Consider the following 17,794-nt stretch of genomic DNA (forward strand, 5'->3'; position numbering starts at 1 on the left):
CGATGCCGCCGCGCGGGGTGAACTTGATCGCGTTGCCGATCAGATTGAGCAGGATGCGATTGAGCCGCACCGGATCGCCGTGCATGGAGGTATTGACCGTCGCATCGCAGGCGAGATCGAAAGTCAGGCCCTTGTCAGAGGCCTGCGGACGCATCAGATCGGCGGCCGTCTCGATGAGCTGGTCGAGGCGGAAATCGCGGGTCTCCAGAGTCTCGGCGCTGGCCTCCAGGCGCGCATATTCGAGGATGCCGTCGACCAGCGCGATCAGCGTTTCGCCCGACGCGGCCGCGGTCGTGAGGTGGCGCCGCTGCGCTTCGCCGAGACTGCCGTCGTCGAGCAGTTGCAGCACGCCCATGACGCCGTTCAGCGGCGTGCGCAGCTCGTGGCTGACGACCGCGAGAAAGCGCGATTTGGTCTCGTTGGCCGCAACCGCCGCGCTGCGCGCACGCTCGGCGGCATCGTGCTCGGCAAGGGCCTGGTCGCGGGTCTTTTCCAGTTCGGAGGTGCGCTCGATCACCTTGCGCTCGAGCGTCGCATAGGATTCGCGCAAGTGAGCGGCCATCCGGTTGAATTGATCGCCGAGCGCCTCCAGCTCGTCGCCGGTCTTGATCGCGAGCCGCAGGCTGAGGTCGCCGCTGCCGATCCGCCGCGCGCCCTGCGTCAGGATCTGGATCGGCACGGTCATGCGCCGGCTCAGAAAGAGAGAGACCAGCACCGCACATGCCAGCAGGATGACCAGGAGAAAAGTCGAGCGCCCGATCGACGCATAGATCGGCGCATAGGCCTCGGTGAGCGGCAGCTCGACGAACACCAGCCAGCCCAACGAGGGGACCGTCGCATAGGTCGACAGCACGCGTTGACCGGACAGATCCTCCTTGACCAGGCCGCCGGAGGGCGGCCCGATGCCATCGAGCGCGGCTCGGACGTCGGGATGGCCGGAGAGATCGCTGCGGCGCAGCGCCCGCCACAAATCGGGATGCGCGATCAGGATACCCATGCGATCGACCACATAGGCCTTGCCGGTGTTGCCGACCCTGATTCCGGCGACGAGGTCCCAGATGAAGCGAAGATTGACCTCGGCGACAATCACATCCGGCGCCAGGCCCGTTCCGCGCGTGGCGAGTGTCATGAACGGCTCGGTGTCGCCGAGGAAGTAGACCGGCCCGTAATATGCGCGGCTTTCGTTGGCGCCGCGGAAGGCCTGCGAGGCGGAGAGGTCGGTCTTGCTGCCGATCCTGTCCGCGACACGGCGCGACACGCGCACCTGCTCGCGGCCTTGGGCGTCGAGCTCGGCGATGTCCGCAATCGCAGGCGAGAGGCGCAGGAGGCGGATGGCGTTCAGGCGCTGGTCCTCGTTCGTGGACAGCTCCGGGGGCAGGCGCGAGAGCCATCTGATCTGGTTTTCGATCTGGCCAATGAACTGGCCGATCTGGACGGCGGCGCTTGCTGCCTGCTCGCGCTGGGTCGCCGCCAGGAGTTGCTTCTGCTCGCGATAGGAGAACCAGACGTCGAAGCCGGTGTTGATGGCGAGCGCGGCAAAAGCGAGCGCGACGATCGAGTAGAGGTATTTGCGGAACAGCCGGCCGGGAGGTGGCCGCAAATCTCCCTGATCGATCGTCTCGTTCACTCGCGAATCTCGTCGGCGCGCGCGAGCAGTGTGAATGGTATCGTCAAATCCAGCGTGCGAGCGACCGTGCGGTTGATCAGGAGCTCGTATTTTCGCGGCGATTGCACCGGCAGATCTCCGGCCTTGGTGCCGCGCAGGATGAGATCGACATAGTCGGCCGAGCGCACTTCGAGCGTCGGCCCGTAGCTCATCAGCCCGCCCGCATCCATGAAATAATAGAACGGGTAAATCGCAGGGACGCGATATTTGGCCGCCGCCGCCACCGCCGCCTGCCGGTGGACCACCAGGAAGCTGTCGACCAGCGCAATCATTGCCGCCTTGGGGGAGCGGAAAAGGGCCTGACGGCTTCGTCGATCTCCGTTGGCGCGCTGACGGGGGCGGGGATCACGGACACGCCGGCCAGTGCTGCCTCTTGCTCGATGGAATCGAGGAAGGAACGGCCGCCGCGAGGAGTGGTCGCCGGGTTGTACAGGATACCGACGCGCGCAAGATCCGGCACGGCCTCCCGGATGAGCTGAAGCCATTTGCCGCCCATCTCGGCGCTGCTGTTGGTGAAGCCGGTCACGTTGCCGCCGGGATGGGCGAGGCTTTCGACGAAGCCATTGCCGACGGGATCGTTGGCCGTCGCGAATACGATCGGAATGGTTTTGGTGGCTTCCAGGACTGCTGCGGTTTCTATCGTCGAGCCGGTCAGGATCACATCCGGCTTGAGCGCCAGCAATTCCTGAACCGCGGTCTTCAGTCTATCCGGCGCGCCGAAGGTCGAACGGAGCTCAAGGCGGAAATTGACGCCTTCGACCCAGCCTCGCTGCCTCAAGCCCACGATGAGGCCACCCAGGCGGGAGGTCGGGCTGTCGATCATGCTCCTTCTGGTCAGTTCGTCGTCGAGCGGCAATGCCGTCAGCGATCCCACGACCCGTACGCGATCAGATGTTGCGCCGAGCGCCAGCCACCCCGCGGCGGTCGTGCTGGCAAGGCGAATGAACCCGCGGCGATCGACCGCGAGAGCGGAAGGCCGTTCGGTCATGACATTCTTTGCATGGTGGCTAGCCCCAGGCGCATGCTTAGCGCGAACGGCCGGCATCCACAATTGACGAAAAAATGCGTTTGTGACTGCTCATTCGCAGCGTTTGGCAGTCCGATACCGTATTCCTACGTCGGCAGTCGCTCGCAACACAGAAGATGGATCTCCGGCGTGGCCTGATTAACGCTGCAGCGTGAATTCCTCTGCCCCCCGCCGCTGCTCCCACTTCGCCTGTTCCAGCTCGGGCCGGTCGCATTCGACTTCCGGATAGCCGATACAGAGATAGGCGATGAATTTCCAGGTGTCGGGCACGTCGAGAATGGCGTGGATGCGATCCGGATGGAGGATCGATACCCAGCCAAGCCCGATGCCCTCGGCGCGCGCGGCCAGCCACATCGCGGTGATCGCCGCAACCACGGAATATTCCGTCGTCTCCGGCATCGTCGCGCGGCCGAGGCCGTGACCGGTGTCGCTGGCCTTGTCCGCGAACACGGCGAGGTGGCCGGGGGCCTGTTCGAGACCCGACAGTTTCAGCGTTGCATAGCGTGCTGCGCGCTCACCGGCATAGGAATTCAGCGCGTCCGCGTTGCACGCTTTGAAGTCGTCGATCACGGCGCGACGCCGTGCGGCGTCATCGACGATGACGAAGCGCCAGGGCTGGCTGAGGCCGACCGAGGGCGAGAGACAGGCCGTCTCGATCAGGCGATCGATGGCGCCGTCCGGCAACGGATCGGCGCGAAAGCGGCGCACGTCGCGGCGCCACACGAACAGCTCGCGCAAGTGCTGGCGAAAGGTGTCGTCGAACTCGACCATCACGTCAGCCTCCGATCTGGACAGCTGCGGCAACCAGCAGGATCAGGATCTCGCCGGTCTGCTCGAACGCGCCAAGGATGTCGCCGGTCTGCCCGCCGATCTGGCGGATGGCAAGTCGCGCCAGCATCAGGCCGGAGAGGGCGAGCAGGATCAGGCTCACCAGCGCCTTGCCCGGCCCAAGCGCGAGCACGAGCGCGAGGATTCCAACAGCGAATGCGATCGCAACGCTTCGACTCGGCGGTGATCCGGCGCTCGCCGACAGGCCGTCAGGTCGCGCAGGCGCGACCTGCGACATGAAGGCCGGCAAGCCCGCGCGGGCCGCAGTGTGCGCAGCGCACAGTGCGAGCGCGACGGCCCACGGATTGGCGATCGTCGCGAGCGCGCTCCAGCGCAGGCCGAACGACAGGATCAGCGCGCAGACGCCATAGGTGCCGATCCGGCTGTCGCGCATGATCTCGAGCTTGCGCTCGCGGGTGCGGCCGCCGCCGAGCCCGTCGGCGGTATCGGCAAGGCCGTCCTCGTGCAGCGCGCCGGTGACGAGGGCGGTCGCGGCCAGCGCGAGCAGGGCGGCAAGGTTCGGCGACAGACCCAACAGGCTCGCGACCTTGTAGACCAAGGCGCCGGCAAGGCCGACCAGCAGTCCCGCGACTGGAAGAGCCCAGGTCGCGCGTGCGACGGCGCCGTCAGCTGCGGGCTTCGACAATGCGACGGGGAGGATTGTCACTAACGATGCCGCCATCCTGAGATCGGCGATGACGTCTCGCAAAAATTGGTCGCGCGGCATCATTTCAGTTTCATCGGCAGGCCGGCGACGACGAACTCGGCCTCGTCCGCAACGGCGGCGATGGCCTGGTTCATGAAGCCGGCGGCGTCGCGGAAGCTCCGCGCCAGCGCATTGTCGGGGACGATGCCGAGGCCGACTTCGTTGGTGACGAAGACGACGGGGCTCTTCTGGCCGCGCAGGAAGAGGGCGAGCTTCATGACTTCGTGATCCCAGTTGCGCTGCGCAAGCATCATGTTGGAGAGCCACAGGGTCAGGCAGTCCACCAGTCTAGGCCCGCCGCCATCGGTCTCGATCAGCGCCTGCAGAAGATCGAGCGGTACCTCCCGCTCGATCCAATCGGTTGAGCGGCGTCTGCGATGCTTTTCGATGCGTGCTTCCATTTCCGCATCGAGCGCCTCGGCCGTCGCGATATAGACGGGGCGGCCCGGAAAGCTGCGTGCGCGTTTTTCCGCATGGGCGCTCTTGCCCGATCGCGCTCCGCCCGTGATCAAGATGACGGCCATAAAAATCTCCTGTCGGCCAGCACTAATCACCAAACGAGGCCAAAAACAAAGCCGAAATCCGCCAATCGGGGGCTTGCGCTCCGGCCGTCGTTTGCGCAACAGGGGCGGGACAGGAGGCGGGTGTGGGTTTTGCGGGTGCGATGGCGGTGGCGATGGTGGTGGATGCCCTGTTGGGCTGGCCGTCGTGGTTGTTCGCGCGGATCGGCCATCCCGTCACCTGGCTGGGCGGGCTGATCTCTGCCATCGACACCTCGTGGAATCGACCGTCCGATCCGCCGGCATTTCGCCGCGCCGCGGGTCTTGCCGGAGCACTCGTCGTGATCGCGCTCGCTGTCGCGCTCGGCTGGGTGCTGCAGTCTCTGCTTCCCTTGGGATTGATCCAGCTCGTGCTGGTCGGGGTTCTGGCCTGGCCGCTGATCGCCTTGCGCTCGTTGCACGACCACGTTGTTGCCGTCGCAAATCCCACGCGGGCCGGTGATATCGCCGCCGCACGCGAGGCGGTCTCGCGCATCGTCGGCCGCGATCCCGCCGCGCTTGACGAGGCCGGGATCGCGCGCGCTGCGATCGAGAGCCTCGCCGAGAATGCGTCCGACGGCATCGTCGCACCGGTGTTCTGGGGCGCGCTGTTCGGTCTGCCCGGCATTTTGGGCTACAAGGCGATCAACACGCTGGACTCCATGATCGGCCATCGCTCTGAACGCCACGAAGCCTTCGGCTGGGCCGCGGCGCGCATCGACGATGTCGCCAATTTCATTCCGGCGCGGCTGACCGGACTTCTGTTCGTGCTGCTGGCGCCACGGCGATCAGAGGCGCTGTCGTGCATGACGCGGGATGCACGCCGTCACCGTTCGCCCAATGCCGGCTGGCCGGAAGCGGCCATGGCGGGCGCGCTTAGTGTGCGGCTCAGCGGTCCGCGGATCTATCACGGCAGCATCACGAACGAGCCATGGCTGAATGAAGCTGCGCGCGATCCGCTTGCCGCCGACATCGATCGAGGCTTGACGGTTTACCGCCGCACCATGCTGCTGCTCGCCGGCATCCTTGCGATCTTGGCCTTCGCGTGAAAGAACAGCGCATGCGCGAGCACGGTGGAAATCTCGATCAGGCCCAACAGCGCTTCGGCGGTCGCGCGGAGGACTGGATCGATCTGTCGACCGGTATCAACCGCCTGCCTTATCCCGTGGGCGAGGTGAGTTCGCGCGCGTGGAGCGCGTTGCCGTCGCGCGCCGAGATCGAGGCGCTGCATCAAGCGGCGCGGCACGCTTACCGCACGAGCGCGGCGGTTGTCGCGCTCGGCGGCGCACAGGCGGCGATTCAACTGCTGCCGCAACTTGCGCCACCCGGCCGCGCGCGCATCCTCGCCCCGACCTACAACGAATATGCCGGGGTCCTCTCGGCCGCGGGCTGGGAGGTCCAGGAGGTCGGGGACTTCGACGCATTGGCGGGCGCGGACCTCGCCATAGTCGTCAATCCCAACAATCCCGACGGCCGATGCCACCCACCAAGGGATTTGCTGACGCTGCTGCCGCGCGTCGGTCGTCTCGTCGTCGACGAGAGTTTCGCCGATGTAGCCCCGCAGCTATCGCTTGCATCCGGGGACCGGCCGGGGCTGCTGATCCTGCGCTCCTTCGGAAAGTTCTATGGCCTTGCCGGCCTGCGGCTAGGCTTCGCGCTCGGCAATTCGTCCGACATCGCCAGGGTCGCGGCGATATCGGGACCTTGGCCGGTCTCGGGAGCGGCGATCGCGATCGGCTGTCGCGCTCTGCGTGACGATGCCTGGGCCGAGGCCACGTCCGCGCGGCTCGCGCGAGACTGCGTTCGCCTCGACGGCATGGTGCAGTCGCAAGGCTGGACGCTCGTCGGCGGGACGCAGCTGTTTCGTCTCTACGAGACGCCTGACGCGCCTGCCGCGCAGGAGAAGCTGGCGCGTCGCCATATCTGGTCTCGCGTGTTCGCGCGAGAGCCGACATGGCTGCGCCTCGGGCTTCCGGGCAGCGAATCCGAATGGACCCGCCTGGCCGAGACTCTAGCGCGCTAGGGCGAGCAGGCCGTCGACATCGAGATGGGCTTCGATGTGATCGGCGAGCGCATCGAGCGCGCTCTCGACCCTTGCGTGATAGGGCTCGTCGCCGGCGGGAATGTCGAGCTTCGCCAAAAAGGCCTTGCGGAAATCATCCGACGTGAACAGGCCGTGCAGATAGCTGCCCTGCACGCGTCCGTTGCGCGAGATCGCGCCTTCCGGTTCGCCATTCAGCCTTGCGAATGGCCGCGCGCGATCCGGCCCATCAGTGCGGCCGATGTGGATTTCATAAGCCTCGATCGGCTGATTGGTGGCGGCATGCAGCGCTGCGACGCGTGTCAACGTCTTCTCCGAGCTCATCACCGTTTCCACATCCAGAAGTCCGAGACCCGGTGTGTCGCCGGCGGGGCCCTCGATCCCCTCGGGATCAGCGACGCTGCGTCCGAGCATCTGATAGCCGCCGCAGAGGCCGAGCACATGGCCGCCTCTGCGGTACTGCGCCAGGAGATCGATGTCCCAGCCCTGCGCGCGCAGAAAGGCGAGGTCGCCGCGGGTGGATTTCGAGCCGGGAATGATGACGAGGCGCACGTCGCCGGGAATGGCCTCGCCCGGCCGCACCATCACGAGATCGACGCCGGGCTCGAGCTTGAGCGGATCGAGATCGTCGAAATTGGCGATTCGCGACAGCGCGAGACAGGCGATCTTGCATTGACCCGGTTTGCGCGCATCGCTCAGGCCCAGCGCATCCTCGGCCGGCAGCTCGCCGGCGCGCGCGAACCAGGGCAGCACGCCGAGGCCGCGCCATGCGGTCTTTTCTTCGATCAGTCTGTAGCCGTCATCGAACAATGTGGGATCGCCGCGGAACTTGTTGATGACAAATCCCTGGATCATCGCGGCATCGTCCGGGTCGATCACCGTCTTGATGCCGACGAGTTGCGCGATGACCCCGCCGCGGTCGATGTCGCCAACCAGCACGACCGGCACATCGGCCTTGCGCGCAAAACCCATATTGGCGATGTCGGCCTTGCGCAGGTTCACTTCGGCCGGGCTGCCGGCACCCTCCACCAGAACGAGATCGGCGCGCGCCTTCAGCCGCTCGAAGCTCTCCAGCACGGCGCCCATCAATGACGGTTTCATCGCCGCATATTCACGCGCACGCGCGGTCGCGATGCGTTTTCCTTGCACGATCACCTGCGCGCCGACATCGGTCTCGGGCTTGAGCAGCACCGGGTTCATGTCGGTGTGCGGCTCGACGCCGGCGGCGAGCGCCTGGAGTGCCTGGGCGCGGCCGATCTCGCCGCCGTCAACGGTGACGGCTGCATTGTTCGACATGTTCTGCGGCTTGAACGGGACCACGCGCAGGCCGCGTCGCACAAAGGCGCGTGCGAGGCCGGCAACGATGAGCGACTTGCCCACGTCCGAGCCGGCTCCCTGGATCATCAATGCGCGCGCCATCGCGAGTTTCTTAGAACTCGACGCCGGCTTGCGCCTTGATGCCCGAGCGGAAGGGATGCTTGACCAGCGTCATCTCGGTGACGAGATCGGCGATCTCGATCAGCTCGTCCTTGGCGTTGCGGCCGGTGAGCACGACATGCGTCATCGGCGGCTTCTGCGTCGTGAGGAATTCGACGACCTCCGCGATGTCAAGATAGTCGTAGCGCAGCGCGATGTTGATCTCGTCGAGCACGACCATGCGGAGATTCTGGTCGAGGATCAGCTCCTTGGCCTTCTCCCAGCCGGCGCGCGCGGCGGCGATGTCGCGGGCGCGGTCCTGCGTCTCCCAGGTAAAACCCTCGCCCATGGCGTGGAATTGGCATAGGTCGCCGAAATGGCCGGTCAGCATGCGGCGCTCACCGGTGTCCCAGGCGCCCTTGATGAACTGCACGACCGCGCAGGGGAAGCCATGGGCGACGCAGCGGACGATCATGCCGAAGGCCGAAGAGGACTTGCCCTTGCCGGCCCCGGTGTGGACGATGATCAGGCCCTTTTCGCCGCTCTTGGTCGCCATGATCTTGTCGCGGGCGACCTTCTTCTTCGCCATTTTCGAGGCGTGGCGGGCGTCGGTTTCGTCGGCCGTCTGGGTATCCGGTTCGGGCGTCATCGGACGGGGTCCTTCGGCTTGACAAGAGGCGGTCGGGGGCAAATGGTGGCCCGGCGTTGGTTCCTGTCCTACGACAGGCGAAGAGGGAATGCGATAGGGTCCGAATCGGCAAGATTTGGTTCCAAAATGCAGCCGCCCCCGCGACCGTGACCGGAGAGATGCCCGAAGCCACTGATCCCCTGGGGATCGGGAAGGCGGGGATCGAAGGGGAAACCCTGCTCCGCAAGCCGGGAGACCTGCCAACGCGGACGATTTTGGACCGGCGGACGGGGTGTTCCGCGACGGGGAAACGGGCCTTCGCAAGAACGGTTCGTGGGCCTCATCGCTTCCCGCTGTTTATTCTGGAAGAAGCGATGACCGTCACACTTCATGTCTGCATTACCTGCCGCGCCGGCGAGACACTTGGCGAAGGCGAGACGACGCCCGGCAAGCGCCTGCATGGCGCGATCCTCGAGGCCGGCGTGCCCGACGGCGTCAGCGTGGTTCCCGTCGAATGCCTGTCTGCATGCAACCAGGGTTGCTCCGTCGCGCTCAGCGCGCCCGGCCGCTGGTCCTATGTCTATGGCCGTCTGTCGGATGCGAATGCGAGCGATGTGGTCGCGGGCGCCGCGGCCTATGCGGCCGCGCCCGACGGCCTCGTGCCCTGGCGCAGCCGCCCGGAGATATTCCGCAAGCAATCGCTTGCCCGCATTCCCCCCATTTCCCCCTTGGCCGTCGTGCCGGAGGCCGCCGAATGAATTCGCTCGCAAAAGTCCCGGTCACGGTCGTCACGGGCTTTCTCGGCTCCGGCAAGACCACGCTGATCCAGCATCTGCTTGCCAATGCCAATGGCAAGAAGCTCGCGGTGCTCGTCAACGAGTTCGGCAGCGAGGGCGTCGATGGCGAGATTCTGAAATCCTGCGCCGATGCGAATTGCCCGGAAGAGAACATCATCGAGCTCGCCAATGGCTGCATCTGCTGCACCGTCGCCGACGATTTTATTCCGACCATGGAGAAGCTGCTGTCGCGGGCCGTCAAGCCCGATCACATCCTGATCGAGACCTCGGGCCTGGCGCTGCCCAAGCCGTTGCTCAAGGCGTTCGATTGGCCGGAGATCCGTTCGCGCATCACGGTCGACGGCGTGATCGCGCTGGCCGACGCCGAAGCTGTCGCCGCCGGCCGTTTTGCGCCCGACCCTGACGCCGTCGAAGCGCAGCGCGCGGCGGACGGCAATCTCGACCATGAGACGCCGCTGTCCGAAGTGTTCGAAGACCAGATCGCCTGCGCCGACATCGTGCTGCTGACCAAGGCCGATCTTGCGGGCGCGGCAGGCCTCGAAGCAGCCAAGGCGGCGATCACCGCCGAGATGTCGCGCCGCGTGCCGATGCTGGCGATCACCGACGGCGCGATCGACGCGCGCCTCATCCTCGGCCTCGGTGCTGCCGCCGAGAACGATCTCGCCGCGCGTCCCTCGCATCACGACGGCGAAGAGGATCACGAGCACGACGATTTTGCGTCCGTCGTGATCGATCTTCCTGAGGTCACCGATATCGAAGCGCTGGTTGCATCCGTTCAGCGTCTGGCGCGCGAGCAGAATGTGCTGCGCGTCAAGGGTTACATCGCGGTGCAAGGCAAGCCGATGCGCCTCTTGCTGCAAGCGGTGGGCGAGCGCGTGCGCCACCAGTTCGACAAGCCCTGGGGCGCGGGCGCGAGGCAGTCAAAGCTGGTCGTGATCGGCGAGCACGGCGATATCGACGAGGCCGCGATCAAGGCGGGACTCGGTCTTTCAGGATCCGGTATCTGATGCACGTCGTCTTCCGCGAGAGCCGCGGTCTCGAGGAGACCGCGATACCAAGGGACATTGGCCAGGACCCGGCCGATCTCGTGGTGCTCTCGTATTCGGATTCCGATCTTGCCGCGTTCGCGGCCGGCTGGCGCCGTGGCCGCGACAGCCTGCCGTCGCTGCGGCTCGTCAATCTCGCAGAACTTCGTCATCCGCTCTCGGTCGACACCTATGTCGAACGCACGCTTGCGCACGCGCGCGGCATTCTCGTGCGTTTGATCGGCGGGGAATCCTATTGGCCGTATGGGCTCGCGGCCCTGCAGCAGCTGGCGAAGGAGCGCGGCATCGTGCTGGCCGTGCTGCCGGCCGACGGCCGCGACGATACGCGGCTGGACGCGTATTCGACCCTGCCGGTCTCGACGTTGCGGCGGCTCAAGGTGCTCTGCGACACCGGCGGCCCCGTCGCGGCGCAAGCCGCGATCGCGCAGCTTGCGCTGGCCTCCGGACTCTATGCGGGGCCAGTTATCGGCGAGATGACAGTGCCCGAGATGGGCTTTTACGACCCCGCGCGCGGCGTCGTCGCCGCGCCGACGTCGGGTGAGGGCAGGCCGCGCGCGCTCGTGACCTTCTATCGCTCCTATCTCACCGCTGCCGACACCGGCCCGGTCGATGCCCTGATCGCCGCATTGCGCGAGAAGGGATTCGACGTGTTTGGTGTGTTCGTCACCTCGCTGAAAGCCGCGGGGGTCGCGGATTGGTTGCGGGTGCATCTTGCGCAAAATCCTCCGGCCGCGATCGTCAATGCGACGGCGTTCTCGGCGATGGGCGACGACGGCACGACGCCGTTCGATGCCGCATCCTGCCCCGTGTTCCAGGTCGCGCTCTCCACGGCCCGCCGCGAGGACTGGGCGAGCTCGCTCCGCGGCCTGTCGCCCGGCGACCTCGCGATGCATGTGGTGCTGCCCGAGGTCGACGGCCGCCTGTTCGCGGGCGTGGTGAGCTTCAAGTCTGCCGCGATGCGCGATCCCGATTTGCAATTTTCGCATCTGGCACACAAGCCCGACGAGGAGCGCGTGAAGGCCGTGGCCGCGCGCGTTGCGGCCTGGCGGCGTCTTGCGGAGACGCCGGCCGCTGACAAGCGGATGGCACTCGTGCTCTCCAACTATCCGGGCCGTCCGCATCAGATCGCGCACGCGGTGGGTCTCGATGCGCTGGCGTCGGTCGAGGCCCTGGTGTCCGATCTCGCGGAGGCCGGCTTCGATCTCGATCCGGTCCATGCGCTCGGTGAGACGCTGCTCAAGCAGACCTTGAGCTGGAGCGTCGCCGATTACCGTGCTGCACTGTCGCGCCTTCCGCAAGTGTTGCAGGATGATCTCGCGCAAGCCTGGGGCGCGCTGGAGACCGATCCGGGTTGTCGCGACGGCGCGTTCCATTTCGCTGCGATTCAATGCGGCCGGTCGATCATCGCGGTTCAGCCGGAGCGTGGCGATGCGACCGCGCGCGATGCCGACTATCACGATCTCGCCCGCACGCCGCGCCATGCCTATGTCGCGTTCTATCTCTGGCTCCGCGAGCAGGGCTGTGATGCCGTCGTGCACATGGGCGCGCACGGCACGCTGGAATGGCTGCCCGGAAAATCCGTGGCGCTGTCGCAGGCGTGCTGGCCGGAAGCCCTGGTCGGCGATTTGCCCGTCATCTATCCCTTCATCGTCAACGATCCCGGCGAGGCCGCGCAGGCCAAGCGGCGCCTGGGTGCCGTCACGATCGGCCATCTGCCGCCGCAACTCGCCGCATCAGCGGTGCCGGACGGGCTGCGCAGGCTCGAACAGCTCCTCGACGAGTACTCGACGGCCGATGGCCTCGATCCCGCCCGCCGCCAGCGTCTGATCGCCGCGATCCGCGATGAGGCACGCGCGGCCGGCCTCGAAGACGATCTTGGCCTCGATGCAGCGGCCGCGCCGGCCGAAGCGATCCCGCGGATCGACCGTTTCGTTTGCGATCTCAAGGAAAGCCAGTTCGGCGACGGCCTGCACGTGTTCGGCCGCGGCGCCTGCGGCGACGCGGAACGCGACGCTTTGCGGGCCGCGCTTGCGGGCCGGCGCGTCGCGCCGGGGCCGTCAGGCTCACCCTATCGCGGCCGTCAGGACGTGCTGCCGACGGGTCGCAATCTCTTTGCCGTCGATCCACGCGCGGTGCCGACGCCGTCGGCGCACGTGCAAGGCATCAAGCTCGCCGAAGAACTGCTACGTCGTCATTTGCAGGATCATGGCGACTGGCCAAAGGGCCTTGTCGTCGATCTCTGGGGCTCGGCGACGATGCGCACCGCGGGCGAAGAGTTTGCCATGGCGCTGCATCTGGCTGGCCTCGCACCGCGCTGGGATCATGCTTCCGGCCGTGTGACCGGCTACGACATCATCGCGCCTGCGGAGCTTGGCCGGCCCCGCATCGACGTCACGCTGCGCGTCTCGGGCCTGTTCCGCGACGTCTTCTCAGGCCTTGCGCAATTGTTCGAGGCGGCAGCCGCGGCGCTGTCGGTCCGCGAGGACGAGGGCGACGAAAATCCATATCGCCATCGCACATCGCGCGTGTTCGCGCCGCGTCCCGGACAATACGGCGTGGGTCTCTCGGCAATCCCGGACGCCTTCACGCCCGAGACGCGCGAAGCCGCCGGCGAAGCGTGGCTCTCGGCATCGTCATGGGCGTTCTCGGCCGATGGCGAAATCAAGCTCGATCGTGCCGGTATCGAGAAGCGGATCGTATCGGCCGATGCTTTTGTTCACATGCAGGATTTGCCGGAAACCGATCTTCTGCTCGCGGCCGACTATGCCGCGCATGAGGCCGGCATTGCGGCTGCCGCGGCCCATCTCGGCGCGGCGGGACCATCGCTCTATCATCTCGATGCGACGCGCCCCGAGCAGCCGCATGCGCGTACGCTGACCGAGGAAATCTCCCGTGTCGTCCGCGCGCGCGCGGCCAACCCGGCCTGGATCGCGGGCATGATGCGCCACGGTTTTCGCGGGGCGGCCGAGATCACCGCGACGCTCGAGCACATGGCCGCCTTCGCGCATCTGGCCGGCGCCGTGCCGCCGCATCTGTTCGACCTCTACTACGATGCGACGCTCGGCCATGACGACGTCCACGCCTTCATGGCCCGCGAAAATCCGGCGGCACTCGCCGCGATGGAAACGTGTTTCACGCGCCTGCATGAAGCCTCGCTCTGGCGAACGCGCCGCAACTCGATTGCGGCTGCGCTGCGGGAGGCCTCATGAGTGCTTCCGTGGTCAAGGGCTGGTGTCCCGGCGCGCTGCGCCCGATGCAATCGGGCGACGGGCTGGTGGCCCGCGTGCGTCCGTTCGGCGGACGGCTCGACGCGGCGCAGATCTCCGGACTGGCTCATCTCGCCGAACGCCATGGCAATGGCCTGATCGACGTGACCAGCCGGGCCAATCTCCAGATCAGGGGCGTCAACGAGACCAGCCACAGGCTGCTGCTCGATGGCCTTTCCCAACTGGCGCTGCTCGACCCGGATGCGGAGACCGAATCCCGTCGCAACATTCTTGTGACGCCGTTCTGGCGTAGCGGGGACGAGACCCAATCGCTCGCCGCCGAGCTCGAGGAGGCGCTCGCCGACAGCCAGCTCGAACTTCCAACCAAGTTCGGCTTCGCCATCGACGACGGCACCTCACGCGTGCTTGCGGGCGATTCCGCCGACGTGCGGATCGAGCGCGATGGTTCCGGCGGACTGCTGGTACGGGCTGATGGCGACAAACTCGGCCGCTCGGTCCCACGTGGCGAGGCCGTGACCACCGCGCTCGCATTCGCCGGCTGGTTCGTGACCTCCGGCGGCGCGAGAGGCGGGCGAGGGCGGATGGCGGCGCATCTTGCAGCCGGTGCAATCTTGCCGGCGGCATTGCGCGGCGAGGCCGAGCCGGCGCCGATCATGGCCGCGGCGCGTCCCGGCCTCTATGCGCAAGGTGCGATGGTCGGGGTCGCCTTCGGACAGATGGCGCATGCAACGCTCAACCAGTTCGCCGGTTGCGGACATGCGCTGCGCATGACGCCGTGGCGGATGGTTTTGAGCGAAGCCAAGCGCGTGATGCCGAACGCGACCGGCCTGATCACCGAGGCCTACGACCCTGCGCTGCGCGTCATCGCCTGTAGCGGTGCGCCACGCTGTCGCGAGGCGCATGCCGATACCCGTGGCCTTGCCGCGGCCCTGGCGCCGAACATCGGCGCGGCCGCACGGCTACACGTCTCCGGCTGTGCCAAGGGCTGCGCCCATTCTGGTCCCGCCGCCATCACTCTGGTCGCGACCGGCGCAGGCTTCGATCTCGTGCGCGCCGGGTCGACGCGCGATGAGCCCATCCTGCGCGGGCTGAATCGCGACGACATCGTCAAAGATCCCTCCATCCTGATGGGAGGGCACTGATGCCGCACACGTACGAGACCGACGGCGCTGCGATCTACCGGCAGTCCTTTGCCACCATCCGGGCCGAAGCCGATCTTGCGCGCTTCACGCCGGACGAGGAGCAGGTGGTGGTGCGGATGATCCATGCCGCCGGCATGGTGGGCCTCGAAGCGCATATCCGCTTCACATCAGGCATGGCGGTCGCCGCACGCGCGGCCTTGCAGAAGGGCGCACCGATCCTGTGCGACGCGCGCATGGTCTCTGAAGGAATTACGCGGGCGCGGCTTCCCGCCGCCAACGCCGTCATCTGCACGCTGGGCGACGAGACCGTTCCCGCGCTCGCGCAGTCCATGCGCAACACCCGTTCGGCCGCGGCCCTGGAGCTGTGGCGGCCGCATCTCGACGGCGCGATCGTGGCGATCGGCAATGCGCCGACCGCGCTGTTCCATCTCCTCAACATGCTGGAGGACCGGGACTGCCCACGGCCCGCGGCAATCATCGGCTGTCCGGTCGGCTTCGTCGGCGCGGCCGAATCCAAGGCTGCGCTGATGGCCGTTTCCCCGGTGCCGGCGCTGACGGTCGAGGGCCGCCTTGGCGGTTCCGCGATCACGGTCGCCGCCGTGAACGCGCTGGCGAGCCGGAGCGAATAGCGATGGGACGCATCATCTGCTGCGGTCTCGGCCCCGGTGACCCTGATATGATGAGCGTGCGCGCCGATCGCACGGTGCGCGGCGCGAGGCATGTCGCCTATTTCCGCAAAAAGGGCCGGCCCGGCCAGGCGCGCCGCATCGTCGAGGGCATGCTGGCTGCCGACGTCACCGAATATCCGATGGAATATCCTGTTACGACCGAGATCGCCTTCGACACGCCTGAATATGTCCAGTTGCTTGCCGGCTTCTACGACGAATGGGCGGAGCGACTGGCGCGGCTGGCGCGCGCGGTCGACGTCGTCGTGCTCTGCGAGGGCGATCCTTACTTCTACGGCTCCTTCATGCATCTGCACATGCGCCTGCAGGGCCGCGTCGAGATCGAGGTGATCGCCGGCATTCCCGGCATGGTCGGCTGCTGGAATGGCGTGGGACAGCCGATTGCGCTCGGCGACGACGTGACGACGGTGCTCATGGGCACGCTCGCCGAGGACGAGCTCGAACGCCGCATGCGCGATTCCGATGCGCTCGTGATCATGAAGACTGGGCGCAATCTCGCGAAAGTGCGCCGCGCGCTCGCTGCCGCCGGACGGCTGGACGATGCGTGGCTGGTCGAGCGCGGCACCATGCCGGGCGAGCGCGTGGTGCGGCTTGCGGAGATCGACGCCGCCGACTGCCCCTATTTTGCGATCGTGCTCGTGCACGGCAAGGGCCGGCATCCGGACGCCGCCGAATGACGGGCACGCTGACCATCGCTGGCCTCGGCCCGGGCAGCGCTGCGCTGGTGACGCCCGAGGTCTCCGCCGCGCTTGCCGCCGCGACCGACATTCTGGGCTACGCGCCCTATGTCGCGCGCGTGCCAGCGCGGGCAGGGCTCACTTTGCATCCTTCCGACAATCGCGAAGAGCTGCAGCGCGCGAGCGAGGCGCTGCGGCTCGCGGCCGAAGGCGGCCAAGTCGTCATCGTGTCCTCCGGCGACCCCGGCGTCTTCGCGATGGCGTCCGCCGTGTTCGAGGCGCTCGAACAGGCGCCGCAATGGCAGGAGCTGCCGATCCGCGTGCTGCCCGGCGTCACTGCGATGCTGGCGGCTGCCGCGCGCGCCGGCGCACCGCTCGGCCATGATTTCTGCGCGATCAATCTCTCCGATAATCTCAAGCCGTGGGCGGTGATCGAGAAGCGCCTGCGGCTCGCCGCGGAAGCCGATTTTGCCATCGCGATGTACAATCCGCGCTCGGCGAGCCGGCCGGAAGGATTTGGCCGTGCGCTCGCGGTGCTGAACGAGGCCGGCTGTGGCGACCGTCTTGTGATTTTCGCGCGCGCGATCAGCGCCGCCGACGAAAAGATCGAGACCGTCAGGCTGAACGAAGCCCGGCCCGAGATGGCCGACATGCGCACGCTGGTGATCGTCGGCAACTCGCAGACACGCCGCGTCGGCCGCTGGGTCTATGCGCCGAGGCAGGCCCGATGACCGAGCCACTGCATGATCTCGGCCACGCTCTCGACCCGCAAGCGTTCCGGCAGTTGCGGCCGCGAGATCATGATCACGGGCAGGCCGAGCCTGCGGGCGGCGTCGATCTTGGCGCGCGCGCCGTCGCCGCCGGAATTGCGGGCGACGATCCGGGTGATGCCTCGCGCGCGCAGCATCTCCAGTTCGCCCTCAAGCGTAAACGGCCCACGCGACACGATGACGTCCGCGGCGAAGGGCAGCGGCGCATCGGGCGGATCGACGAATCTCAGCGTGTAGGCGTGCTGCGGCTTGGTCGCGAACGGCGCGATGTGCTGGCGGCCGATGGCGAGGAACACATTTGCCGGCACTTCAGGCAGTGCGGTGACCGCGGCGTCGACATCAGGTATTTCGATCCAGTTGTCGCCGGGCGCTTTGGTCCACGGCGCTCGCTCGAGAGCGATCAGCGGCGTGCCGGTTTCCGCACATGCCGCGACCGCATTGCGGCTCATCTCGGCGGCAAAGGGATGCGTCGCGTCGATTACATGCGTGATGTGTTCCCGACCAATGTAATCGACAAGTCCGCTTGCGCCGCCAAAACCGCCGATCCGCGTCGGCAACGGCTGACCGGCGGGCGCGCGGGTGCGGCCGCCATAGGAAT

At 66.9% G+C, this 17,794-nt stretch carries 16 protein-coding genes, 1 pseudogene and 1 riboswitch; of the genes and pseudogenes, 9 read left to right on the forward strand and 8 right to left on the reverse strand.

Going from position 1 to position 17,794, the window contains the following annotated elements; genetic code table 11:
• The 5 genes and pseudogenes from IVB32_RS36165 to cobU all read right to left on the reverse strand — a co-directional run.
• Nucleotides 1-1,627 (reverse strand): hybrid sensor histidine kinase/response regulator (locus IVB32_RS36165; protein ID WP_247412928.1); only part of this gene is annotated, 1,627 nt, incomplete at its 3' end.
• A pseudogene (locus IVB32_RS42705) lies at nt 1,624-2,654 on the reverse strand (ABC transporter substrate-binding protein). The pseudogene IVB32_RS42705 and the gene IVB32_RS36165, both read right to left, overlap by 4 nt.
• Before the next feature lie 177 nt (nt 2,655-2,831).
• Nucleotides 2,832-3,464, reverse strand: a complete 633-nt coding sequence (gene bluB, locus IVB32_RS36175; protein ID WP_026233630.1) for a 5,6-dimethylbenzimidazole synthase — start codon at nt 3,462-3,464, stop codon at nt 2,832-2,834.
• Nucleotides 3,465-3,468: 4 nt separating this feature from the next.
• Nucleotides 3,469-4,251, reverse strand: a complete 783-nt coding sequence (gene cobS, locus IVB32_RS36180; protein ID WP_247412931.1) for an adenosylcobinamide-GDP ribazoletransferase — start codon at nt 4,249-4,251, stop codon at nt 3,469-3,471.
• A complete protein-coding gene (gene cobU, locus IVB32_RS36185) occupies nt 4,248-4,751 on the reverse strand; it encodes a bifunctional adenosylcobinamide kinase/adenosylcobinamide-phosphate guanylyltransferase (protein WP_018458653.1) in 504 nt (167 codons plus the stop codon). The genes cobS and cobU overlap by 4 nt, the downstream gene beginning before the upstream one ends.
• Before the next feature lie 122 nt (nt 4,752-4,873).
• Here cobU and cbiB point away from each other — a divergent pair, with 122 nt between their 5' ends.
• Nucleotides 4,874-5,815, forward strand: a complete 942-nt coding sequence (gene cbiB, locus IVB32_RS36190; protein WP_247404391.1) for an adenosylcobinamide-phosphate synthase CbiB — start codon at nt 4,874-4,876, stop codon at nt 5,813-5,815.
• An 11-nt stretch (nt 5,816-5,826) separates the two neighbouring features.
• Nucleotides 5,827-6,789 carry a threonine-phosphate decarboxylase CobD gene (gene cobD / locus IVB32_RS36195; protein WP_162496361.1) on the forward strand — a complete coding sequence of 321 codons (963 nt, stop codon included), beginning with the start codon at nt 5,827-5,829 and terminating at the stop codon, nt 6,787-6,789.
• Here cobD and IVB32_RS36200 read toward each other — a convergent pair.
• A complete protein-coding gene (locus IVB32_RS36200; RefSeq protein WP_247412934.1) occupies nt 6,778-8,226 on the reverse strand; it encodes a cobyric acid synthase in 1,449 nt (482 codons plus the stop codon). The two genes, cobD and IVB32_RS36200, sit on opposite strands and share 12 nt — an antisense overlap.
• A gap of 10 nt (nt 8,227-8,236) precedes the next feature.
• On the reverse strand, nt 8,237-8,872 hold the full coding sequence (gene cobO, locus IVB32_RS36205) for a cob(I)yrinic acid a,c-diamide adenosyltransferase (RefSeq protein ID WP_247338640.1): 636 nt from the start codon (nt 8,870-8,872) through the stop codon (nt 8,237-8,239).
• Nucleotides 8,873-8,912: 40 nt separating this feature from the next.
• A riboswitch (cobalamin riboswitch) is annotated at nt 8,913-9,131 on the forward strand.
• A gap of 94 nt (nt 9,132-9,225) precedes the next feature.
• On the opposite strand from cobO, the gene IVB32_RS36210 reads away from it, so the two are divergent.
• The 7 genes from IVB32_RS36210 to cobJ are packed head-to-tail and all read left to right on the forward strand — an operon-like array spanning nt 9,226 to nt 17,157.
• Nucleotides 9,226-9,609, forward strand: a complete 384-nt coding sequence (locus tag IVB32_RS36210) for a DUF1636 domain-containing protein (protein ID WP_018458658.1) — start codon at nt 9,226-9,228, stop codon at nt 9,607-9,609.
• Nucleotides 9,606-10,655: a cobalamin biosynthesis protein CobW gene (cobW, locus tag IVB32_RS36215; RefSeq protein ID WP_018458659.1), complete on the forward strand. Its 1,050-nt coding sequence runs from the start codon at nt 9,606-9,608 to the stop codon at nt 10,653-10,655. Before IVB32_RS36210 ends, cobW begins: the two co-directional genes overlap by 4 nt.
• Entirely contained in the window at nt 10,655-13,903 is a 3,249-nt protein-coding gene (cobN, locus tag IVB32_RS36220) for a cobaltochelatase subunit CobN (RefSeq protein WP_018458660.1), read from the forward strand. Before cobW ends, cobN begins: the two co-directional genes overlap by 1 nt.
• Nucleotides 13,900-15,063: a precorrin-3B synthase gene (gene cobG / locus IVB32_RS36225; protein WP_018458661.1), complete on the forward strand. Its 1,164-nt coding sequence runs from the start codon at nt 13,900-13,902 to the stop codon at nt 15,061-15,063. Before cobN ends, cobG begins: the two co-directional genes overlap by 4 nt.
• On the forward strand, nt 15,063-15,692 hold the full coding sequence (locus IVB32_RS36230; RefSeq protein ID WP_018458662.1) for a precorrin-8X methylmutase: 630 nt from the start codon (nt 15,063-15,065) through the stop codon (nt 15,690-15,692). Before cobG ends, IVB32_RS36230 begins: the two co-directional genes overlap by 1 nt.
• A 2-nt stretch (nt 15,693-15,694) precedes the next feature.
• Entirely contained in the window at nt 15,695-16,426 is a 732-nt protein-coding gene (locus tag IVB32_RS36235; RefSeq protein WP_026233633.1) for a precorrin-2 C(20)-methyltransferase, read from the forward strand.
• A complete protein-coding gene (cobJ, locus tag IVB32_RS36240) occupies nt 16,423-17,157 on the forward strand; it encodes a precorrin-3B C(17)-methyltransferase (RefSeq protein WP_018458664.1) in 735 nt (244 codons plus the stop codon). Before IVB32_RS36235 ends, cobJ begins: the two co-directional genes overlap by 4 nt.
• On the opposite strand, the gene IVB32_RS36245 is transcribed toward cobJ, so the two are convergent.
• On the reverse strand, nt 17,133-17,794 hold a 662-nt coding region (locus IVB32_RS36245), incomplete at its 5' end, for a cobalt-precorrin-6A reductase (RefSeq protein WP_247412937.1). The genes cobJ and IVB32_RS36245 overlap by 25 nt on opposite strands.

Origin of the sequence: Bradyrhizobium sp. 23 (genome assembly GCF_023073295.1) — a bacterium.
GTDB classification, from domain to species: Bacteria; Pseudomonadota; Alphaproteobacteria; order Rhizobiales; family Xanthobacteraceae; genus Bradyrhizobium; species Bradyrhizobium canariense_D.

Excerpts from the sequence above, each read along its gene's own strand:
- bluB (WP_026233630.1), bottom strand. The coding sequence starts at position 3,464 with ATGGTCGAGTTCGACGACACCTTTCGCCAGCACTTGCGCGAGCTGTTC.
- cobS (WP_247412931.1), bottom strand. The coding sequence starts at position 4,251 with ATGATGCCGCGCGACCAATTTTTGCGAGACGTCATCGCCGATCTCAGG.
- cobU (WP_018458653.1), bottom strand. The coding sequence starts at position 4,751 with ATGGCCGTCATCTTGATCACGGGCGGAGCGCGATCGGGCAAGAGCGCC.
- cobD (WP_162496361.1), top strand. The coding sequence starts at position 5,827 with ATGCGCGAGCACGGTGGAAATCTCGATCAGGCCCAACAGCGCTTCGGC.
- IVB32_RS36200 (WP_247412934.1), bottom strand. The coding sequence starts at position 8,226 with ATGGCGCGCGCATTGATGATCCAGGGAGCCGGCTCGGACGTGGGCAAG.
- cobO (WP_247338640.1), bottom strand. The coding sequence starts at position 8,872 with ATGACGCCCGAACCGGATACCCAGACGGCCGACGAAACCGACGCCCGC.
- IVB32_RS36210 (WP_018458658.1), top strand. The coding sequence starts at position 9,226 with ATGACCGTCACACTTCATGTCTGCATTACCTGCCGCGCCGGCGAGACA.
- cobW (WP_018458659.1), top strand. The coding sequence starts at position 9,606 with ATGAATTCGCTCGCAAAAGTCCCGGTCACGGTCGTCACGGGCTTTCTC.
- cobN (WP_018458660.1), top strand. The coding sequence starts at position 10,655 with ATGCACGTCGTCTTCCGCGAGAGCCGCGGTCTCGAGGAGACCGCGATA.
- cobG (WP_018458661.1), top strand. The coding sequence starts at position 13,900 with ATGAGTGCTTCCGTGGTCAAGGGCTGGTGTCCCGGCGCGCTGCGCCCG.
- IVB32_RS36230 (WP_018458662.1), top strand. The coding sequence starts at position 15,063 with ATGCCGCACACGTACGAGACCGACGGCGCTGCGATCTACCGGCAGTCC.
- IVB32_RS36235 (WP_026233633.1), top strand. The coding sequence starts at position 15,695 with ATGGGACGCATCATCTGCTGCGGTCTCGGCCCCGGTGACCCTGATATG.
- cobJ (WP_018458664.1), top strand. The coding sequence starts at position 16,423 with ATGACGGGCACGCTGACCATCGCTGGCCTCGGCCCGGGCAGCGCTGCG.